The organism is Streptomyces sp. NPDC018693, assembly GCF_044391385.1.
GTDB lineage: Bacteria > Actinomycetota > Actinomycetes > Streptomycetales > Streptomycetaceae > Streptomyces.
This window is the reverse complement of sequence record NZ_JBIRZZ010000004.1, coordinates 485,941-504,035: the sequence shown is the minus strand read 5'-3', so window position 1 is coordinate 504,035 and position 18,095 is coordinate 485,941. Positions and strand designations below refer to the sequence as shown.

The window sequence follows — 18,095 nt, the reverse complement described above, 5'->3', positions numbered from 1 at the left end:
GAGGGACAACCATGAAGCGAGCCATCCCCGTCCTGGTCCTCAGCATCGCGGGCCTCATCCCGGTCTGGCGCTACGAGCCGTCGCTCGGCACGACCGTCACGGAGGCCGCCGAACCGGCCTCGACGCCCTCGGTGTCGTCCTCCGCCGGGTCCGACAGCACCGTCGTCACGGGCACGACCGTGCAGACCGAGAAGGGACCCGTGCAGGTCCAGGTGACCTTCCAAGGCGAGAAGATCACCGCCGTGAAGCTGCTCCAGCAGCCGAATCACCCGCAGACGACCGCCGCGGTGCCGAAGCTGATCGAGGCGACGCTGGAGGCGCAGAGCGCGGACGTCGACGCGGTGTCCGGGGCGACGATCACCAGCGAGGGCTACCGGGATTCCCTCCAGGCCGCCATCGACGCGAACGCGCAGAACACGGCAACCGCGGAGAGCACGGAGAGCACGGAGAGCACGGAGAACACGGAGAACACGGCGTCGGCCCCGGCGGACACGACGTCCGAGGTCGTCGCGGGCTCGACGGTCACCAGCGAGGGCGACAAGGAGTCGCTGCAGGTGGCCATCGACGCGAAGGGCGCCTGACGTGCACAGGGTCGAGCACGTCATGGGGTTCCCGGTGTCCCTGCGGATCGACGACGAGGGGGAGTGCGAGGCTCTCGCCGACGCCGTCTACGGCTGGCTGCGTGAGGTCGACACCCGGTTCAGCCCCTTCAAGGCCGGCAGCGAGGTGTCCCGGCTGGGCCGGGGCGAACTGGCAAAGGGCGAAGTGAGCGCCGACCTCGCCGAGGTGCTCGGGCTGTGCGAGGAGTACCGGGTCGCCTCCGGCGGCGCCTTCGACGTACGGCTGCCCGGGCGCGGCCTCGACCCCTGCGCGGTGGTCAAGGGCTGGTCGGTGCAGCGGGCGGCGGAGCTGCTGACGGCGGCCGGGGTGCGGAGGTTCTGTCTGAACGCCGGGGGCGATGTCGTCGTCTCCGGCGGGCCCTGGCGGATCGGCATACGGCACCCCGAACACGCCGACAAGCTGTGCACCGTCCTGGAGCTGACCGAGGGGGCGGTCGCGACCTCCGCGCGCTACGAGCGCGGTGACCACATCCTCGACGGGCGCACCGGACGCCCGGCGACCGGACTGCTCAGCCTCAGCGTGGTCGCCCCGACGCTGACCGAGGCGGACACCGTGGCGACGGCCGGTTTCGCGATGGGCGCCGAGGGCGTCGAGTGGGCGGCCGGGAGGGCGGGCTGCGAGGTGTACGCCGTGGACGCCGAGCGGCGGGTGCTGCGCACCGGCGGGTTGCCGGTGGCGGCGGCCCGGAGCGCCGCAGCACCGGGGGCATAGACTCGACCCGCAACGGCCCGTGCGAGCGCGGTCAGGAGCGGGCGGATTCTGCCAAACCCGAAGGGCGTTCGGCGTTTTGATACGGATAGACTCAGTCACCAAGCGGTATCCGGACGGCACGGTGGCGGTCGACCGGCTCTCCCTGGAGATACCGGACCGATCCATCACCGTGCTCGTCGGCCCCTCGGGCTGCGGCAAGACGACCACCCTGCGGATGATCAACCGGATGGTCGAACCCAGCGAGGGCACGATCCTCATCGACGGCGTCGACAGCCGGCGACAGCCCGTCAACACGCTGCGCCGGTCCATGGGATACGTCATCCAGAACGCCGGCCTGTTCCAGCACCGCACCATCCTCGACAACATCGCCACCGTGCCCCGCCTGCTCGGCTGGCGCAAGGAGAAGGCCCGGGCACGGGCCCGCGAACTGATGGAGCGCGTCGGCCTCGACGGCTCGCTCGCCAAGCGGTATCCCTACCAGCTCTCCGGCGGTCAGCAGCAGCGCGTCGGCGTGGCCCGGGCGCTCGCCGCCGACCCGCCCGTGCTGCTCATGGACGAGCCGTTCTCCGCCGTCGACCCCGTCGTCCGCAAGGGACTCCAGGACGAACTCCTTCGCATCCAGGAGGAGTTGGGCAAGACCATCGTCTTCGTCACCCATGACATCGACGAGGCCGTCAAGCTCGGCACCATGGTCGCCGTGATGCGCACCGGCGGTCGGCTCGCCCAGTACGCGCCGCCCGCCGAGCTGCTGACCCGGCCCGCCGACGCCTTCGTCGAGGACTTCCTCGGCGCCGACCGCGGCATCCGCCGGCTGTCCTTCTTCCCCGCCGCCGGACTGGAGTTGCTGACCGCGCCGATCGTCGCGATCGACGCCACCGCCGAACAGATCGCCGCGCGCGACACCGGAGACGTCCCCCATCTCCTCGTAACGGACGTGGACGGCAGGCCACTTGGGTGGGCGGCGCCGCGAGACCTGACCGCCGGGGACCTCACGCCGGAGCAATTGCTGCCGTGCGGGCGGCCCTTCGACACCCGCACCGACTCGCTGCGCGCCGCGCTGGACTGCGCGGTGCTCTCGCCCACCGGCTGGGCCGTCGCCGTGGACGACGAGGGACGGGCCGCAGGTGTCGTCTCGCAGCAGACCATCGCCGAGGCGATCCGCGGCGCCCACGCGGAGGGACGCACCGACGCGAAGGTCGCCGGATGAACCGCTTCTTCGACATCCCGAGCGACCTCCAGCACAGCTGGCTCGGCCTGATCGGACTGCATCTGCGGCTGGCCCTGCTGCCGGTGCTGGCCGGGCTGCTGCTGTCACTGCCGATCGCCCAACTGTGCGCGCGTGTCCGCTGGTTGTACCCGCCGGTGCTGGGTGTGACCACCGTCTTGTACGCCATCCCCTCGCTGGCCTTCTTCGTCGTGCTCATCGACTACACCGGCCAGACCGAACTCACCGTGATGATCCCGCTGACCGTGTACAGCCTGGTGGTGCTCGTCCCGGCGATCGTCGACGGGGTGCGGTCGGTGTCGCAGGAGACGCTCGCCGCGGCCACCGCGATGGGCTTCGGGCCCGTACGCCGGTACGTCCAGGTGCAGTTGCCGATCGCCGTGCCCGCCATCGTGGCCGGGCTCAGGATCGCCACCGTCTCCAGCATCAGCCTGGTCAGCGTCGGCATGCTCATCGGCAACCAGGGCGCGCTGGGCAACCTGCTGCACGACGCGCAGATCTACAACCGGCCCGAACTCGCCTGGAACTCCGTGCTCACCACGGCCGCCCTCGCCGTCCTCGCGGACGCCCTGCTCGTCCTCGTACGCCGGCTGCTGACGCCCTGGATGCCGAGCGGTACGCACCACAAGGAGCCGGCCCGGTGAACGTACTCGACTTCGCCCACGCCTTCTTCAGCGACAGCGCCCACTGGCACGGCTACAACGGCATCCCCACCCGCCTCGCCGAGCACATCCGCTACACCCTCCAGGCGCTGGCGATCGCGGCCGCGATCGGGCTGCCGATCGGGCTGGTCACCGGCCACTACGGGCGCGGCGGCAACGCGCTCGCACTGATCGCCACGGCCGGGCGGGCGCTGCCCAGCTTCGGACTGCTGGTGCTGATGGTCATGCTGTTCGGGTTCGGCATGCTGCCCGTGATGGTCCCGCTGGTCGTGCTCGCGGTCCCGCCGATCCTGGTGACGACGTACGAGGCGATGCGCTCCGTCGACCCCTCCCCGGTGGACGCCGCGCGGGGCATGGGCATGAGCGAGGCCGGGGTACTGCTCCAGGTGGAGCTGCCGGCGGCCCTGCCGCTGATCCTCAGCGGTCTGCGCTCGGCGGCCATCCAGATCGTCTCCACGGCCACCATCGCCGCGTACGTCGCGCTCGGCGGCCTCGGCCGCTACATCGTCGACGGTCTCTACCAGCGCGACTACGAGAAGGTCGTCGGCGGCGCCACCCTGGTCGCCGCCCTCGCCCTGGTCACCCTCGGCGTGTTCTGGGCGGTGGGGAGGCTCGCGGTGTCGCCGGGGGTGCGGCGCGGGGCGTAGCGGTCGCCGGCCGCCGTCAGCTCTCCGCGCGGTGCAGGGCCTGTTCCAGTACGACGAGCAGCGCGTCCCGCACCGAGCCGCGCTCCCGGGCGTCGAACACGAGGACCGGGACGCCGTCGGAGACGTCCAGCGCCCAGCGGACATCGTCCAGGCCGTGCTCGACCTTGCCGTCGAAGGCGTTGATCGCGACGGCGAACGGCAGGCCCTTGTGCTCGAAGTAGTCGACGGCCGCGTAGCAGTCGTCCAGGCGCCGGGTGTCGACGATGACCAGCCCGCCGACCGCCCCCTCCACGATGTCGTCCCACATGAACCCGAACCGCTCCTGCCCGGGCGTGCCGAACAGATACAGCTTCAGCGTCGGGTCGATGGTGATGCAGCCGAAGTCCATCGCCACCGTGGTCGTCGTCTTGCGCGGGGTGTGTGTGAGGTCGTCGACACCCGCCGCCACCTCGGTGATGGCCGCCTCCGTGGTCAGCGGCTCGATCTCGGAGATCGACCCCACGGCGGTGGTCTTGCCCACGCCGAAACCGCCCGCGATGACCAGCTTCACCGGCAGCGGCGGCCGTACGGCGCTCTGCGCGGCCGCGGCGCCGGCGGTCGGGTCAGTCGGTGTCACGGAGTACCCCTCGGGAGTCGGGGATGGCCCGCAGGCCATCGATAACCCTGCGCAGGACGGAGGCGTCATGGGTGGCGCCGGAGTCGGGCACATGCACCGTCAGATGCCCGGCCGCGCGCAGATCCTCGGCGAGGACCCGCACCACGTTCAGGTGGAGCCGCAGCCGGGCCGCGATCTCCGCGATGGACTGCGGGCGACGGCAGGCGGCGACGATGTCGTGCTGCTCGAAGGAGAGCCGGTCGAGCGCGGCGAGCCCCTCCGCGGTCGTCACCACCTGGGTCTCCACGGGCATCGGCCGGCCGGCCGCGGCACGGTCCGCGCCCGCCACCCGGCCGGCGGTCACCAGGAAGGGCCGTACGGCGGGGGCGGGGCCGTCCTCGCCGGCGTCGCGCGGAGTACGGCCGTCCGCCATCGGTGGTCCTCTTCCTCTGCTCGCTCGTCGGGCCGGCGGCCGGTCAGCGCAGTCTGCTCTTGCTCTTGGCCTGGTGCTGGGCGGCGCTGACGGAGTTCTTCAGCTCCAGCACCAGCTGGGGGCTGAGGGCGGCGCCGGCGCGGTTGGCGAACACGGTCATCTCGTAGGCGATGTTGCCCAGCTTGGCCTCCTTGTCGGTGACCACACCGAGGACGGCGCCGCTGCCGATCGCGGAGACCAGCACATGGCCGCCCTCCAGATCGATGATGACCTTGTTCAGGCCGCCCAGACCGTAGTTGCCGGAGGCGCCGGCCGCGAGGCTGGTGATGCCGGAGACGATCGCGGCCAGCCGCTCCGAGTCGGCGTGCTCACGCAGCTCCGACACGGCGATCAGCAGACCGTCGGAGGAGACCGCGATGGCGTCCACGACGCCCGCGGTCTCGGTGGCGAAACGGTTGAGCAGCCAGGTGAAGTCGGCTGCGGCGGCCCGCAGATCGGTCGGCGTGGCGTCGCCCGTCGGGCTGCCACCTGTCGACGTACTCACTGCTCGGCTCCTTCCGGAAGGTGGTTCTGGTACTGCGCGGACTGCGGCTCGCGGGCGCCCACCACAGGACCGCACCTCGGCACGCCGCCCCCGTCGGCCTCCGCCGGGCCGGCGCCGGTACGAGTGCCGGGGGCAGTGGGGTGGGGGCCCGCCGGGTCCGGGGGTGTGTGGGCGCTGTTCGCGCCGGTGGGGTGGGGGTCGGCCGGGTCCCGTGGTGTACGGGTGTGGTGGTGGGCGCCGTCGGTGCCGGTGGGGTGGGGGTCGGTCGGATCCTGGGGTGTGTGGGGGCGGTGGTGGGCGTCCGTGTCGGTCGGGCAGGGGTCGGCCGGGTCCCGTGGTGTACGGGTGTGGTGGTGGGCGCCGTCGGTGCCGGTGGGGTGGACGTCAGCCGGGTCCGGGGGTGTGTGGGGGCGGTGGTGGGCGCCGTCCGTGTCGGTCGGGTGGGGGCCCGCCGGGTCCGGGAGTGCGCCGGTGTCGTCGAGGTCGCGCAGCCTGCCGATGGGGATCTCCGCCGTGTCGCGGTGCGCGCGCTCCACCGCCGCCTCGAACTCCTCCAGCGCACGGCGCACTGCCTCGGCGTCGGCGGGCCGCACGGTCTGCCGGTCGGCCTGCTGGGCGCCCGCGTCGACGGTCGTACGAAGGGTCGCCCCGCGCACCCGCCGCCGCAGCGGCCGCCCCCCGACGCCGTCCGCCGAGGCGGGCCGCTCCTCGGCGCGAGCCCGGGGGATGGGACCAGCCGCGTCCTGGACGGCGGCCTGCCGACGGGGCGTACGACGGGGAAGGGCACCCGGGTCCCCGGCCACGGCGGGCTCGGAAGGCGTCGGGCCGGTCACGGGAGCGGGGGGTACGGGGGAACCTTCGGGTTCTTGAGCCCCCCTGGGTGCGCCGGCGGGGGTGCCGGAGCGGGTGCTGGAGTCGGTGCCGGAGCGGGTGCTGGAGCCGGAGCGCGTGCCGGAGCTGGAGCGGGCGCCGTTGCCTGAGTCGAGGCCGGACCTGAAGTCGGGCTCGTGAATCGGGTCGGTGCTGAGGTTCTTTCCGAGGCTGGAGCCTGAGCCGGGACCAGTGTCGGAGCTGCGGTCGGTGCTGGAGCCCGAATCGGGACCAAGGCTGGAGCTTGAGTCGGGACCTGAGTCCGAGCCCGTAGCAGCCCCTGAACCGGCAGCGGTCCTCCCGGCAGTGACCCCCGGCCCGGCGGTGGTTCCCGGCCCGGCGGTGGTCCCGGTTCGGGTGGCGGTCCCGGATGGGGTGGGGGTTCCCGATGCGGCAGTCACCCCCGACCCGGCGGTGGTCCCGGCTTCGGTGGCGGCCCCGGCTTCGGCGGCGGTTCCCGATCCGGCTGCGACCTGGGATCCAGAGGGGGTTCCCGGCCTGGCGGTGGTTCCCGGCCCGGCGGTGGTCCCGGATGGGGTGGGGGTTCCCGATGCGGCAGTGATCCCCGGCCCGGCGGTGGTGCCGGCTTCGGTGGCGGCCCCGGACTCGGTGGTGGCCCCGGACTCGGTGGTGGTTCCCGATCCGGCTGCGACCCCGGATCCAGAGGGGGTTCCCGGCCCGGCGGTGGTCCCCGGTCCGGCAACACCCTCCGATCCGGCGGCGGCCCCCGCTCCGGCAGTACCCCCTGATCCGGTGGCCGCCCTGGCCCCCGGGCCCGTCTCCACTGCACTCAGCGTCAGTAGCAGCGAGGACGGCAGGGCCACCTCCGCCGTCACCCCGCCCCCCGGCGTACGCGTCAGGGTGACGGTGACGTCCCAGCGGCGGGCCAGGGCGCCGACCACGAAGAGGCCGAGGACCTTGGTGGGGACGAGGTCGAGGCGTTCGCGGCGGACCAGACGGGCGTTCTCCTCCGCGAGGCGCTCCGCGCTCATGCCGAGGCCGTGGTCGGCGATGATGATCGACGCGCCGTCGGCCCCGGAGCTGACGGTGACCTCCACGGGGCTGCCCGCGGGGGAGAACGACACGGCGTTCTCCAGGAGTTCGGCCACCATCAGCGTGAGGTCGCCGATCATGTCGGGCTCGACCATGACCTCGGTCCCGGCATGCAGCCGCACCCGCTGGTACCCCTCGATCTGCCCGAGCGCGGCCCGTACGACGTTCGTGAGGGCCGTCGGCCCCGCGTTCAGGACCGTCTCACGGATGCCGGCCAGCAGCATCAGACTGTCGGCGTTGCGCCGCAGGCGTACCGCGATGTGGTCGATGGAGTAGAGCCGCTCCAACAGGGCCGGGTCGGTCTCGCCCCGCTCCACCGCGTCGATCAAGGCAAGCTGACGTGTCGTCAAGTTGCTGACGCGGCGCCCGACGTTGCCGAACATCTCGGCGGTGTTGCGCCGGCTGAGCACCTGGCGTTCGAGCAGCGCGGCCGCCGTGGTCTGTACGTTGTTGAACGCCTCGGCGAGCTCACCGATCTCGTCGTCCGCGGTGACCGGCAGCTCCCGCAGCCGCGGCGGCCCGCTCTCCTCCGCGTCGTCGTCGGCGACCCGCGCCAGCTCCCGCCCCGCCACGTCGGCCACCTCCTGCGCGGCCCCGGTGAGGGCCAGCACGGGCCGGATCACGGAGCGGCGCACCAGGACGGAGAAGCCGATCCACAGGGCGAAGCCGAGCAGCGCCAGGCTGAGCAGCACCCCGACCCGCCACTGCGCGCTGCTGGCGGCGTCCTCGGCCCGGTCGGCGATCTGGTCGATGAGCGATCCGGTGATCTCCAGCCGGGTCTCCGCCTGTTGCTGGTAGTCGCCGTAGGCGGCGAGCGCGTCGCGCAGCGCCACGCGGATGTCGTCGGTGGACTCGGCCTGCAGCGCCCCGGGTTCGACCGCCAGCTCGGCGAAGTGCCGGCCGATCACCGCCTGCGCGGGGTTGTGCTCGACCCCGCCGAGCTCGTCGGCCTGCGCCTCGGTGGCGAACCGGGCGAAACGATCCGCCTGGTAGGTGTACAGCTTCTGGGCGCCGATCGCGCCGGTGAACTGGATCAGCGCGTTGGAGTCCCCGGTGAGCGCCGAGAACACGGCCGTCTCATAAGCGCCGTGCGCGGCGTCGGCGCGCAGCAGCGAGTCGAGCAGGTTGCCGGTGAAGGTGGTGGCGAGCCCGGAGTCGCGGTCCAGGCCGAGGCCGTCGATCAGGCCCCGGGCGGCGCCGGCGTACGCCGGGTCGATGTTGTCGGCGGGCAGATAGCCCTGCTCGACGGTGTGGCGCAGGGCGGCCAGTCCCTCGATCTCCTTGAGCGCCTGCGCCTCACCGGCCGGCAGCCGGTCGCCGAATGCCTCACGCACGGCGCGGACCTGGTCGTCGACGGTGACCTGGGCGACCCGGTAGGCGCTGGAGGGCGGGGTGCCGCCGTCGAAGGACGCCTGGTGGCGCACCGACAGCAGGATGGCCTGCTGGTGCTCGGCCTCCACGAGGGAGACCAGCTTGGCGACCTCGGCGCTGTTCCGTACCAGTTCGGCGGCGCTCTCGGCCCGCTCGGACTCCTGGACGAGGTCGGTGACGAGGTACGCCAGCAGCATCAGGATCACCGTGAGCGGCACGCCGACGAGGAGGGTGAGCTTGCGCTGGAAGGGCCACCGGTCGGCGAAGCCCCGCAGCCCCGGGTGTTCGGACGAGGGTGCCGGCCGGGCTGGCGCGTCCACCTCTGTCGTGGACACCGGGCCTCCTTCGTGGTGTGCGACGTCGTGCGGTTTCAGTGGGTCACGTGACCGCCGCCAACTGCCGCGACACTATCGCCTCTTCGAACAGGCGAGCAGTCGCCCTACGTCAAGAATCAATTACGAAGCGCCTTCGCCGCTCTTCGGTCGTCGATCACCCCTGGTACGAAGAGAATCGTTAACACGGCCGCCCTTGACTGATCGAGAAGCGGCTGGATTGGATCGGGGCCAGCGTGCTTCACCGACCCCCAGAGCTCGGAACGGAATTGTGACTTCCAAAGCGCACAGCAGCAGGTCCATCCGGAGACACCCCGTCGCGACGGCCCTCGCGCTCGCCGCGGCGGCTGCCCTGCTGGCGGGTTGCGGCTCCTCCGACGGCACCTCGGACAACCCGCTCGACGAGGGCAAGGCGGCGGACGGCGGCACGGTCGTCGTCGGCTCCAACAACTTCGCGGAGAGCATCCTCCTCGCCGACATCTACGGCGAGGCACTGAAGGCCAAGGGCATCAAGGTGTCCTACAAGCCGAACATCGGCAGCCGCGAGACCACGTACGGCCTGCTCAAGAACGGCTCCATCACCGTCCTGCCGGAGTACAACGGGTCCCTGCTCGCCTACCTCGACCCGGACGCCGAGCAGACCTCCGTCGAGACCGTGAACGCTGCCGCGAAGGCAAAGCTCGACCCCAAGCTGACGCTTCTGGAGTCGTCGCCGGCCGAGGACAAGGACTCCGTCTCGATCAACGCGGAGACCGCGAAGAAGTACAACCTCACCTCCGAGTCCACGCTCGCCGACCTCAAGGACATCGCGCCCGAACTGATACTCGGCGGGTCGCCCGAGTTCCAGACCCGGCAGCAGGGCATGGTCGGTCTGGAGAAGGTGTACGGCCTGAAGTTCAAGTCCTTCAAGGCACTTGACGCCGGTGGCCCGCTGACCCAGGCCGCGCTCAAGAAGAACACGGTGCAGGCCGCGGACATCTTCACCACCGACCCGACCATCACCAAGGAGAAGTTCGTCGTCCTGAAGGACCCGGAGAACCTCTTCGGCTTCGCCAACGTGACCCCGCTGGTCTACAAGAGCGGCCTGTCCCAGGAGGGCGTCGACGCGCTCAACGCCGTCTCCGCCAAGCTCGACACCAAGACCCTCCTCGAGCTGGACTCCCAGGTCCAGTTGGAGAACAAGGACCCGCTCGACGTCGCCAAGTCCTGGCTGAAGTCGGTCGGCCTGGGCTGAGCCGGGGAAGGAACGGATACGCTCGGCGCCCGTGAACAGACGGCGGCAAAAGAAACTGGCAAGGCGTCTCGTCGGGGCGGCGATGTGCGGCGACGGTCCCGCGATCAAGGCGCTGCTGCGCGCCGGCGCCGACCCGGCGGCGGCGGACGGGGACGGCGAGACACCCCTGTACGCCGCGTCGGTCAACGGCAACGCGGACGCCGCCCGGCTGCTGCTGGAGGCGGGCGCGCCCCCCGACGCGGAGAGCGGCGGCATGGGATCCGACGGCCTGCCCCTGTGCGCGGCGTCCTGCTGGGGGCACACCGGGACGGTCCGCGTCCTCCTCGCCCATGGCGCCGACCCAGGGCTGCGGGAGGACGGCGGCACCGGCCTCACCCCGCTGGAGTGGGCCCGCACCGGCCCGTACCCCGACACGATCGACGCGCTGCTCGCGGCGGGCGCCGACGTAGAGAAGGCACTGAGGCCCGATAAGGCACTGACGTAGAGAAAAGGAAGGGCGCGCCGAGGGGGGTTCGCCCCTTCGACGCGCCCTGGGGTCAGGCCGGTTCGCCCGCCTCCGGCAGAGCAGGGGACGGCCGCAGCGCCTTCGCCGCCCTTTCCGCCTTGCGGCGCCGGCGGCGGCTGCGGCGGGACTCCTGGTCCGGCAGCCAGCCGAAGGCCATACAACTGCCCGTGACCCCGAGGAGCAGACCGACGAGGAAGCCTCCCAGGTTCGAGGTGACCCAGGTGCCCAGGGAGACCATCACCGCGACGATGGAGTAGAAGAGGCGCTGGGACGGGTTGAAGAGGATCAGCAGCCCGAGCACCACCATCAGGGTGGGCAGGAGGTAACCCGCCACACCCTGGATGCCGATGTGCAGCATGACTCCGAGCGGTGCCTTCATGGTCAGCAGGATCTCCCCGCCGCCCAGGACGAGCAGCAGCCCGCCCACGAAGGGCCGCTGCCCCCGCCACCGCCGGAAGCGGAGCCTCACTGCGGGCAGCCCTTGCCCCCGAACCGCATGTGCAGATCGGGAAGTTTGAAGACGGCCGCGGTGGCGGCGTAGTTGCGCTGGTACAGGTCGGTGATGACGACCTTGTCCGCCTGCTGGCTGTAGACGCCCGGGAAGCCCTTCTGGTCGACCTTGTCGAGCGTGCTGGCGTCGCGGCCGATCTCGATGTTGTTGAAGTCGGCGTTGCCGGTGATGTCGTCGGAGTCGATGGCGAGGTTCTTCACGCTCACCTTGGTGCCCTTGTTGCCGGCGGTGAGGACGAGCTGGATGCCGCCGAGGTCGACGCTCTGGCACAGGTTGGTCAGCTTGCCGTCCTTCACCACCGAGGTGACGACCAGGACCTGGCCGCCGGTGTCGCCCTCGTTGGGGCTGTTCTCGATCATGTGGTCCAGCGAGCCGAACTGGGCGAAGCCGTTGCCTTCGAGTTTGTCGGCGGTGACCACGAACGGCATGCCGGAGATCGCGAACTGCACACCCAGGGCTCCCTGGGCGGTCAGGATCGCGAGGCCCGCGGTGATCGCGGTGGCGGGCACCGCCATGATCGCGGCCCGGCGCAGCCGGACCCGGCCGCGTCTGTCTTCGGAACCGCTCACTGGCTCCCCGGCGGTCTCGGGGTGGTTGTCGGCGGACGAGGCCATGTCTGCTCCCATGGGCATAGTCATGCGGTTGGGCTTCCGTGGCACGTTGTCCTGGCGCGGACAGCGGCTGCCGCGCACGACTCCTGGCGACCTCCCGGAAATCGCAAGGGCTTTCTCGTTACGCGGCAGTAGCCAATTCGGAAGTTACCGATGGTTACAGCGGGGGGTCAAGGGAGGTGTGGAAAAACGGTGTCCGTTGTGTGGCCGCCACCATCAACTTACCTACGACGCCTTGACGTTGACTGAGCATCAGGTCTACAACGGGCCGTGGCTCCGCCCGGATCCGTGGCGCCGGATCCGTCGTGCGGCGAGACGCCGCGCGCTCTCCCGGGCCCTTCATCACCATGGGCGCAACCGCCCTGATCGGCGTGCACCCCTCCGCCCGGCCCGGCCGCAGGCGATCCCCTCCAGTTCCCTCGGCCGGAGACCGGCCGACCGCCGTCGCCGGTCCGTCACGTACGGAGAAGGCGTCACGGGCCGGCGACGGCCGTCACCCCCCACTCGCCACCCCCCACCCCCCACTCACGACCCCACCCCCCCACTCACGACCCCACCCCCACGCTCCACTCCCCAAGACGTACGTCCTTCACCTCTCGGTACGTCGCATCACTCCCCACCACGAAAGAGGCACCCGCATGCGCGCTCGCTCCGTTCTCGCCGTCGCCGGTACCGTCGCCGCCCTCTCGATCCCGGCGATCACGCCGGCCGGCGCCGCCGACACCGTGCTGACCACCGGCGCCGCCGGCGGTGACGCCGTCGCCGTCGGTGACGTCCTCAACGCGTCCCTGGCCGCCGGCACCACCGCCACCCTCTACTCCAGCCCCACCGGCACCAGCGGTGTCACCTGCTCGGCGTCGGAGTTCACGGCCACCGTCACCGACAACCCCACCGCCCCCGGCGCGGCCACCGAGTCGCTCACCGCGCACAGCTTCGGCAGCTGCACCTCGAACGTCTTCGGTGTCCTCGGAGTCAACAGCATCACGGTCAACAACCTGCCCTACGCCGCCACCGCGGACTCCGACGGCACCCTCACCGTGACCCCGGCCGCGGGCTCCACCATCCGCACGACGGTCGTGCTGCGCACCCTGCTGGGCACCATCAACTGCGTCTACGAGGCGCCCAGCCTGACCGGTGTCTCCGACAACGCCGACAACAGCATCAGCTTCGTCAACGAGGAGTTCGCCCGCGTTTCCGGCTCGTCCCTGTGCTTCGCCAACGGCTACTTCACGGCGAAGTACGCACCGGTGACCTCGGGCGGCGCCGCGGTCTTCGTCAACTGAGTGTCGTAGCTGCCCAGTTCGGACGGCGTCGCCCGCCGCGCAACGGCGCGGTGGCGACGCCGCCCTCGCATGCCCTCGTCTGCGCCACCGCCGTTGCTCCCCGGACCCGGGGCGAAGTGGGGTATTTGCGGTCGAGTCACTGTCGTCGAGGGTGTGTTTCCGGCCGGATCAAGGGTTTCCCCTGTATCCCGATGACCTTCGCTTTGCCTATCGTTCGTGCACAGCTGACCGGCAGGTAACCCCTGAGACGGTCGGCGACCAACGCCTGGCCGGCCAACGCGCTGCTCCTCGATTCACCCCCCGCCGCTTCGACGACGAAGCGAATCGACCGCTGCTCCGCCCTGCCCGGAGCGGGCCACGAAAGGCACGCCTTGCGCACCTCACCCCACATCCGACGGAAGCTGATATCCGTCGCCGCGGTCTCCGCGGCCCTGCTGACCGCCGCGACGACCGCCTCGGCCGCCGTCGCCCAGCAGCCCACCCCCGATCCGGCCGCCGCCGTCCCCACGGCCCAGACCGAGGCCGCCCCGGGCATCCCGGCCGAGCGCCTCATCGTCGGCTACAAGTCCGGCGCCGAGGAGGCCACGTCGAACCAGGCCGCCGAGGCCGACGCCGTCGCCAAGGGCAAGGAGGCCGGCGCGGACGTCGACTTCCAGCGCCGCCTCGGCACCGGCGCCGCCCTCGTCGACCTCGGTGACGTGCGCACCTCGGCGGACGTCGCGGAGGTCGTCGCCGAGTACAAGGCCGACCCGAACGTCGCCTACGTCGTGCCGGACCGCCTGAACCAGGCGAAGGCCACGCCGAACGACACCGAGTACAGCAAGCAGTGGGACCTGTTCGAGGAGACCGCCGGCATGCGTGTGCCGGGCGCCTGGGACATCACCAACGGCTCCGGCGTCACCGTCGCCGTCATCGACACCGGCTACGTCGCCCACTCGGACCTCGCCGCGAACATCGTCGGCGGCTACGACTTCATCGCCGACACCTTCGTCTCCGTCGACGGCAACGGCCGCGACAGCGACCCGTCGGACCCGGGTGACTGGTACAACGCCAACGAGTGCGGCTCCGGCATCCCGGCCTCCAACTCCTCCTGGCACGGCACCCACGTGGCCGGCACGATCGCCGCCGTCACCAACAACAACAAGGGTGTCGCCGGTATCGCCTACGGCGCGAAGATCTCCCCGATCCGCGTCCTCGGCAAGTGCGGTGGCTACGACTCAGACATCATCGACGCCATCACCTGGGCGTCCGGCGGCTCCGTCTCCGGCGTCCCGGCCAACCAGAACGTCGCCAAGGTCATCAACATGAGCCTCGGCGGCGACGGCGCCTGCACCTCGGCGACCCAGAGCGCCATCAACGCGGCCGTGAACCGCGGCACCACCATCGTGGTGGCCGCCGGCAACGACAACGAGAACGTGTCCGGCCACTCGCCGGGCAACTGCAGCAACATCATCTCGGTCGCCGCCACCAGCCGCACCGGCGCCAAGGCGTCCTACTCCAACTACGGCTCCCTGGTGGACATCTCGGCCCCCGGCGGCCAGACCAGCACCGGCACCGCCAACGGCATCCTGTCCACGCTGAACTCCGGCACCCGGACGCCGTCCAGCGAGAACTACACCTACTACCAGGGCACCAGCATGGCCACCCCGCACATCGCGGGCCTGGTCGCGCTGATGAAGTCGGTGAACTCCTCGCTGACCCCCGCGCAGATCGAGTCGGCCATCAAGGCCAACGCCCGTCCGCTGCCCGGCTCCTGCTCGGGCGGCTGCGGCGCCGGTCTCGCCGACGCGGCCAAGACGGTGCAGGCGGTGAGCGGCTCCGGCGGCTCCACCGGCGGCACCACCTTCTCCAGCTCCTCGGCCGTCGCCATCCCGGACGCCGGCTCGGCCATCGAGTCCCCGATCACCGTCAGCGGCATCAGCGGCAACGCCCCGTCCAGCCTCCAGGTCGGCGTGAACATCACCCACACCTACCGCGGCGACCTGGTCATCGACCTGATCGCACCGGACGGCACCGCCTACCGTCTGAAGGCGTCCAGCTCCTCGGACTCCGCGGACAACGTCAACACCACCTACACGGTGAACGCCTCCAGCGAGGTCGCCAACGGCACCTGGAAGCTGCGGGTGCAGGACGTGTACGCGCAGGACACGGGCACGCTCAACAGCTGGAAGCTGACCTTCTGACAGGTCTCGACTGACAGAAACCCCGACTGACAGACGAGTCCCGTGAAGCGGGCGGGCCGGCCGGTGTGGATGGACACCGGCCGGCCCGCCTTCGCGTTGTCAGGAAGCGGCCAGGTCCGTGCGCTCCAGGGTGGCGAGGACCCGGGTGCCCCGGTCGGCCCGGGTGTCCAGCCCGGGGAGCAGACCGGGCACCGCGACGCTCGGCAGAAGATGGGCCCACATCACCGCCAGCCGCTCGGCGATGTCCGCGCGGCCGGACATCGCACGAGCCATCAGCTGTATGCCGGTGAAGGACCCGACGAGCAGCTCCACCGTCTCCCGTGGCCGCACCGTAGGGAGCAACTCACCGCGCTCCCGGGCCAGTTCGAGCAACGGTTCCAGCCGGTCCGCCCACTGCCGGAACGGCTCGCCGTGATCGACGACGGTCGGTGTCTCCTGGTCCACCGCGAGCCGCACACCGCCCCGCAGCAGGGAGTTGGTCAGCAGCCGCTCGCCGACCACGAACGTGATGTCGATGATCTCCTGGAGCTTGCACGGCTGCGGCGGTACGGCGCCGAAGGGGACCTGCGCCTCCAGTACCGCCTGGGCGAGCGACTCCTTGGAGTTGAAGTGGAAGTACAGGGCGCCCTTGGTGACTTCGGCCCGTTCCAGGACCATGGCGATGGTGGTGGAGGTGTAGCCGTGTTCGTCGAAGACCGCGCCGGCCGCTTCCAGGATCGCCCTGCGCGTTCTGATCGCGCGCTCCTGTTTCGCCATAAGAGCCCCTTCACGGCGCCGAGTCGGCCTTCTCCCGCGATCGCGTGCGGGGTCCGGGCCGATCATAGGATGCCGTCGACTGATCTCATTGAAAACAAACCGGTCGCCTCGTACTCTAGCGCTCACCGGAGCGGACGGTTCGCTGTCCGCCGTGGCCTTCCGGGGGACCGTAGGGAGAGAGATGACTCGACCGCGGCAGCTTGCCGACACCCCGTCCATGACGGCAGCCGTCCCCCGCCAACTGGTCCATCGCGCGGCGGTCGCGGAGACCCTCCCCACCGGCTGGCGCCGGACCGGCGCCGACCGTTTCACCGTGTCCGCCCAGTGGCCGCGCGCCCACGGGTTACACGTGTCGCCGGACTGGTCGGCGTACGATCCGCTGCTCGTCGTGGAGACCATCAGGCAGGGCGGCACCCTGATCTCGCATGCCGAGTACCACGTGCCGTTGGATTACCAGTTCGTCCTCCAGGAATTCCAAGTAAGCACTGTACCCGCGGAGTTGGCGGTGGGGGCGCTGCCGGCCGAGCCGGAGATCGAACTCGTCTTCACCCACGTCCAGTACCGCGGCAGGCGCCCTGCCGCCGCCCGCTACACCGCGCGGGTGACCCGCGACGGCGTCCAGGTCGCCACCGCCGACGTCGCGTTCACCTGTGTGAGCCCGGCCGTCTACGGGCGGCTGCGCGGCGGACGCACCCCGGAGACGGTGACCGCCGTCCCCGTGCCGCCCGGGCTGCCCCCGGCCGCCGTGGGCCGAGCGCTGCCCACGGACGTCGTCCTGGGGCGACCCGATTCCTCGGGCCGCTGGCAGCTCCGAGTACATACCGCACACCCCGTTTTCTTCGACCATCCCCTCGACCATGTTCCGGGCATGCTCCTGCTGGAGGCGGCCCGCCAGGCGACCCGGCGGCGAACCGACCCGAACCGCTCCCCGGCGTCGTATCAAGCGCTCTTCCATCGCTACGCCGAGCTGGACGAACCTATCTGGGTCGAGGCCAAGGGCGTTGGCGAGGAGGATGTTCAAGTCGTCGGGACGCAGGGCGAGTCGGCTGTTTTCGAGTGCCGCGTCGGGACCGTCGGGGCGTGAGCTATGGTGTGCGGGGGGTAAGAAACAAACGGCATGACCCGTTCTTTACTGGCCCAGGAGAGTTCACTCGATGGCGAGGCAATTACGCGCCGAACAGACCCGCGCGACGATCATCAGGGCCGCGGCCGACCTGTTCGACCGGCGCGGCTACGAGTCGACCAGCCTGAGTGACATCGTCGAGCACGCCCACGTCACCAAAGGCGCCCTGTACTTCCACTTCGCGGCCAAGGAGGACCTGGCCCACGCGATCCTGGAACTGCAGTCCCAGGCATCGCGCCGGGTGGCCGGCGAGATCGACGACCGGGGCTACTCGTCGCTCGAGGCGCTGATGCGGCTCACGTTCGGCATCACCCGGCTGTCCGTCGAGGGGCCCATCACCCGCGCGGGCCTGCGACTGGCCACCGGGGGAGTGCCGATAAGGCCGCCGCTGCGGCATCCCTTCACCGAATGGCTGGAGTTGATCTCCCGAGGGCTCATGGGCGCGGTCCGCGAGGCCGACATCCATCCGGACATCGACGTCGACGCCGTCGCCCACTCCCTCGTCTGCTTCTTCGTCGGCACCCGGGTCGTCGGCCGCTCCCGCGAACCGGCGACCCGGCTGCCGCGCAGAATGGCGGAGATGTGGTACGTCCTCATCAGAGGGCTGGTGCCGGTGACCCGCCGGCCCCGCTACCTGGCCCTGGCGACCCGGCTGGAGCGGGAGATCCTGGCCGGCTGCGGGGTCTGAACGTCCGGGGGGCCGGTGCGGGACCGCCCGGGGGCGGGGGCCCCCCCGGGGGGGCGCGCCCCCCCCCCCCCACCGGACCCGCTGGCGCCCCCGCAACCCCCCCCCCCGCCCCCGGGCCTAACCCCCCCCCGGCGGGG

18 protein-coding genes are annotated in these 18,095 nt (G+C 71.2%); 11 read left to right on the top strand and 7 right to left on the bottom strand.

The features are described from left to right. Nucleotides 1-11: 11 nt before the first annotated feature. The 5 genes from ACH5AC_RS14195 to ACH5AC_RS14175 all read left to right on the top strand — a co-directional run bounded on the left by ACH5AC_RS14195 (nucleotide 12) and on the right by ACH5AC_RS14175 (nucleotide 3,866). Complete coding sequence (locus tag ACH5AC_RS14195; RefSeq protein WP_398862024.1) at nucleotides 12-581, top strand: FMN-binding protein; 570 nt, start codon at nucleotides 12-14, stop codon at nucleotides 579-581. A 1-nt stretch (nucleotide 582) separates the two neighbouring features. Continuing rightward, nucleotides 583-1,332 carry an FAD:protein FMN transferase gene (locus tag ACH5AC_RS14190; RefSeq protein WP_398862023.1) on the top strand — a complete coding sequence of 250 codons (750 nt, stop codon included), beginning with the start codon at nucleotides 583-585 and terminating at the stop codon, nucleotides 1,330-1,332. Nucleotides 1,333-1,408: 76 nt separating this feature from the next. Then, the gene (locus ACH5AC_RS14185; RefSeq protein WP_398862022.1) at nucleotides 1,409-2,539 is read left to right on the top strand and encodes an ABC transporter ATP-binding protein; all 1,131 of its coding nucleotides are present in this window, start codon (nucleotides 1,409-1,411) and stop codon (nucleotides 2,537-2,539) included. After that, nucleotides 2,536-3,201, top strand: a complete 666-nt coding sequence (locus tag ACH5AC_RS14180) for an ABC transporter permease (RefSeq protein WP_398862021.1) — start codon at nucleotides 2,536-2,538, stop codon at nucleotides 3,199-3,201. Before ACH5AC_RS14185 ends, ACH5AC_RS14180 begins: the two co-directional genes overlap by 4 nt. Further along, complete coding sequence (locus ACH5AC_RS14175) at nucleotides 3,198-3,866, top strand: ABC transporter permease (RefSeq protein ID WP_398862020.1); 669 nt, start codon at nucleotides 3,198-3,200, stop codon at nucleotides 3,864-3,866. The genes ACH5AC_RS14180 and ACH5AC_RS14175 overlap by 4 nt, the downstream gene beginning before the upstream one ends. Nucleotides 3,867-3,882: 16 nt before the next feature. Here the strand turns inward: ACH5AC_RS14175 and ACH5AC_RS14170 are convergent, their stop codons facing one another. From ACH5AC_RS14170 to ACH5AC_RS14155, 4 genes are read right to left on the bottom strand one after another with little or no spacing between them, the layout of a single operon-like run. Continuing rightward, the gene (locus ACH5AC_RS14170; protein ID WP_398862019.1) at nucleotides 3,883-4,482 is read right to left on the bottom strand and encodes a GTP-binding protein; all 600 of its coding nucleotides are present in this window, start codon (nucleotides 4,480-4,482) and stop codon (nucleotides 3,883-3,885) included. Beyond that, entirely contained in the window at nucleotides 4,469-4,894 is a 426-nt protein-coding gene (locus ACH5AC_RS14165; protein ID WP_398862018.1) for a DUF742 domain-containing protein, read from the bottom strand. Before ACH5AC_RS14165 ends, ACH5AC_RS14170 begins: the two co-directional genes overlap by 14 nt. 43 nt (nucleotides 4,895-4,937) lie before the next feature. Beyond that, a complete protein-coding gene (locus ACH5AC_RS14160; RefSeq protein WP_398862017.1) occupies nucleotides 4,938-5,438 on the bottom strand; it encodes a roadblock/LC7 domain-containing protein in 501 nt (166 codons plus the stop codon). Beyond that, the gene (locus tag ACH5AC_RS14155; RefSeq protein ID WP_398862016.1) at nucleotides 5,435-9,067 is read right to left on the bottom strand and encodes an ATP-binding protein; all 3,633 of its coding nucleotides are present in this window, start codon (nucleotides 9,065-9,067) and stop codon (nucleotides 5,435-5,437) included. Before ACH5AC_RS14155 ends, ACH5AC_RS14160 begins: the two co-directional genes overlap by 4 nt. A gap of 268 nt (nucleotides 9,068-9,335) precedes the next feature. Here ACH5AC_RS14155 and ACH5AC_RS14150 point away from each other — a divergent pair, with 268 nt between their 5' ends. Both ACH5AC_RS14150 and ACH5AC_RS14145 read left to right on the top strand, forming a co-directional pair. Continuing rightward, a complete protein-coding gene (locus ACH5AC_RS14150; RefSeq protein ID WP_398862015.1) occupies nucleotides 9,336-10,298 on the top strand; it encodes an ABC transporter substrate-binding protein in 963 nt (320 codons plus the stop codon). A gap of 31 nt (nucleotides 10,299-10,329) precedes the next feature. Further along, nucleotides 10,330-10,782, top strand: a complete 453-nt coding sequence (locus tag ACH5AC_RS14145; protein WP_398862014.1) for an ankyrin repeat domain-containing protein — start codon at nucleotides 10,330-10,332, stop codon at nucleotides 10,780-10,782. Nucleotides 10,783-10,834: 52 nt separating this feature from the next. On the opposite strand, the gene ACH5AC_RS14140 is transcribed toward ACH5AC_RS14145, so the two are convergent. Continuing rightward, complete coding sequence (locus tag ACH5AC_RS14140) at nucleotides 10,835-11,281, bottom strand: DUF6114 domain-containing protein (protein WP_398862222.1); 447 nt, start codon at nucleotides 11,279-11,281, stop codon at nucleotides 10,835-10,837. Next, nucleotides 11,269-11,946, bottom strand: coding sequence for a DUF6230 family protein (locus ACH5AC_RS14135; RefSeq protein WP_398862221.1), 678 nt, complete (start codon nucleotides 11,944-11,946; stop codon nucleotides 11,269-11,271). Before ACH5AC_RS14135 ends, ACH5AC_RS14140 begins: the two co-directional genes overlap by 13 nt. A 617-nt stretch (nucleotides 11,947-12,563) precedes the next feature. On the opposite strand from ACH5AC_RS14135, the gene ACH5AC_RS14130 reads away from it, so the two are divergent. Together ACH5AC_RS14130 and ACH5AC_RS14125 are read left to right on the top strand one after the other, a co-directional pair. Further along, on the top strand, nucleotides 12,564-13,208 hold the full coding sequence (locus tag ACH5AC_RS14130) for a Tat pathway signal sequence domain protein (protein ID WP_398862013.1): 645 nt from the start codon (nucleotides 12,564-12,566) through the stop codon (nucleotides 13,206-13,208). Between the two features lie 371 nt (nucleotides 13,209-13,579). Next, nucleotides 13,580-15,391 (top strand): S8 family peptidase, encoded by a 1,812-nt coding sequence (locus tag ACH5AC_RS14125; RefSeq protein ID WP_398862012.1) that lies wholly within the window; start codon nucleotides 13,580-13,582, stop codon nucleotides 15,389-15,391. A 99-nt stretch (nucleotides 15,392-15,490) separates the two neighbouring features. Here ACH5AC_RS14125 and ACH5AC_RS14120 read toward each other — a convergent pair whose 3' ends face one another. Continuing rightward, the gene (locus ACH5AC_RS14120) at nucleotides 15,491-16,147 is read right to left on the bottom strand and encodes a ScbR family autoregulator-binding transcription factor (RefSeq protein WP_398862011.1); all 657 of its coding nucleotides are present in this window, start codon (nucleotides 16,145-16,147) and stop codon (nucleotides 15,491-15,493) included. 181 nt (nucleotides 16,148-16,328) lie between these two features. On the opposite strand from ACH5AC_RS14120, the gene ACH5AC_RS14115 reads away from it, so the two are divergent. Beyond that, a complete protein-coding gene (locus ACH5AC_RS14115) occupies nucleotides 16,329-17,231 on the top strand; it encodes a ScbA/BarX family gamma-butyrolactone biosynthesis protein (RefSeq protein WP_398862010.1) in 903 nt (300 codons plus the stop codon). Nucleotides 17,232-17,301: 70 nt separating this feature from the next. Next, entirely contained in the window at nucleotides 17,302-17,958 is a 657-nt protein-coding gene (locus ACH5AC_RS14110; RefSeq protein ID WP_398862009.1) for a ScbR family autoregulator-binding transcription factor, read from the top strand. Nucleotides 17,959-18,095: the final 137 nt, after the last annotated feature.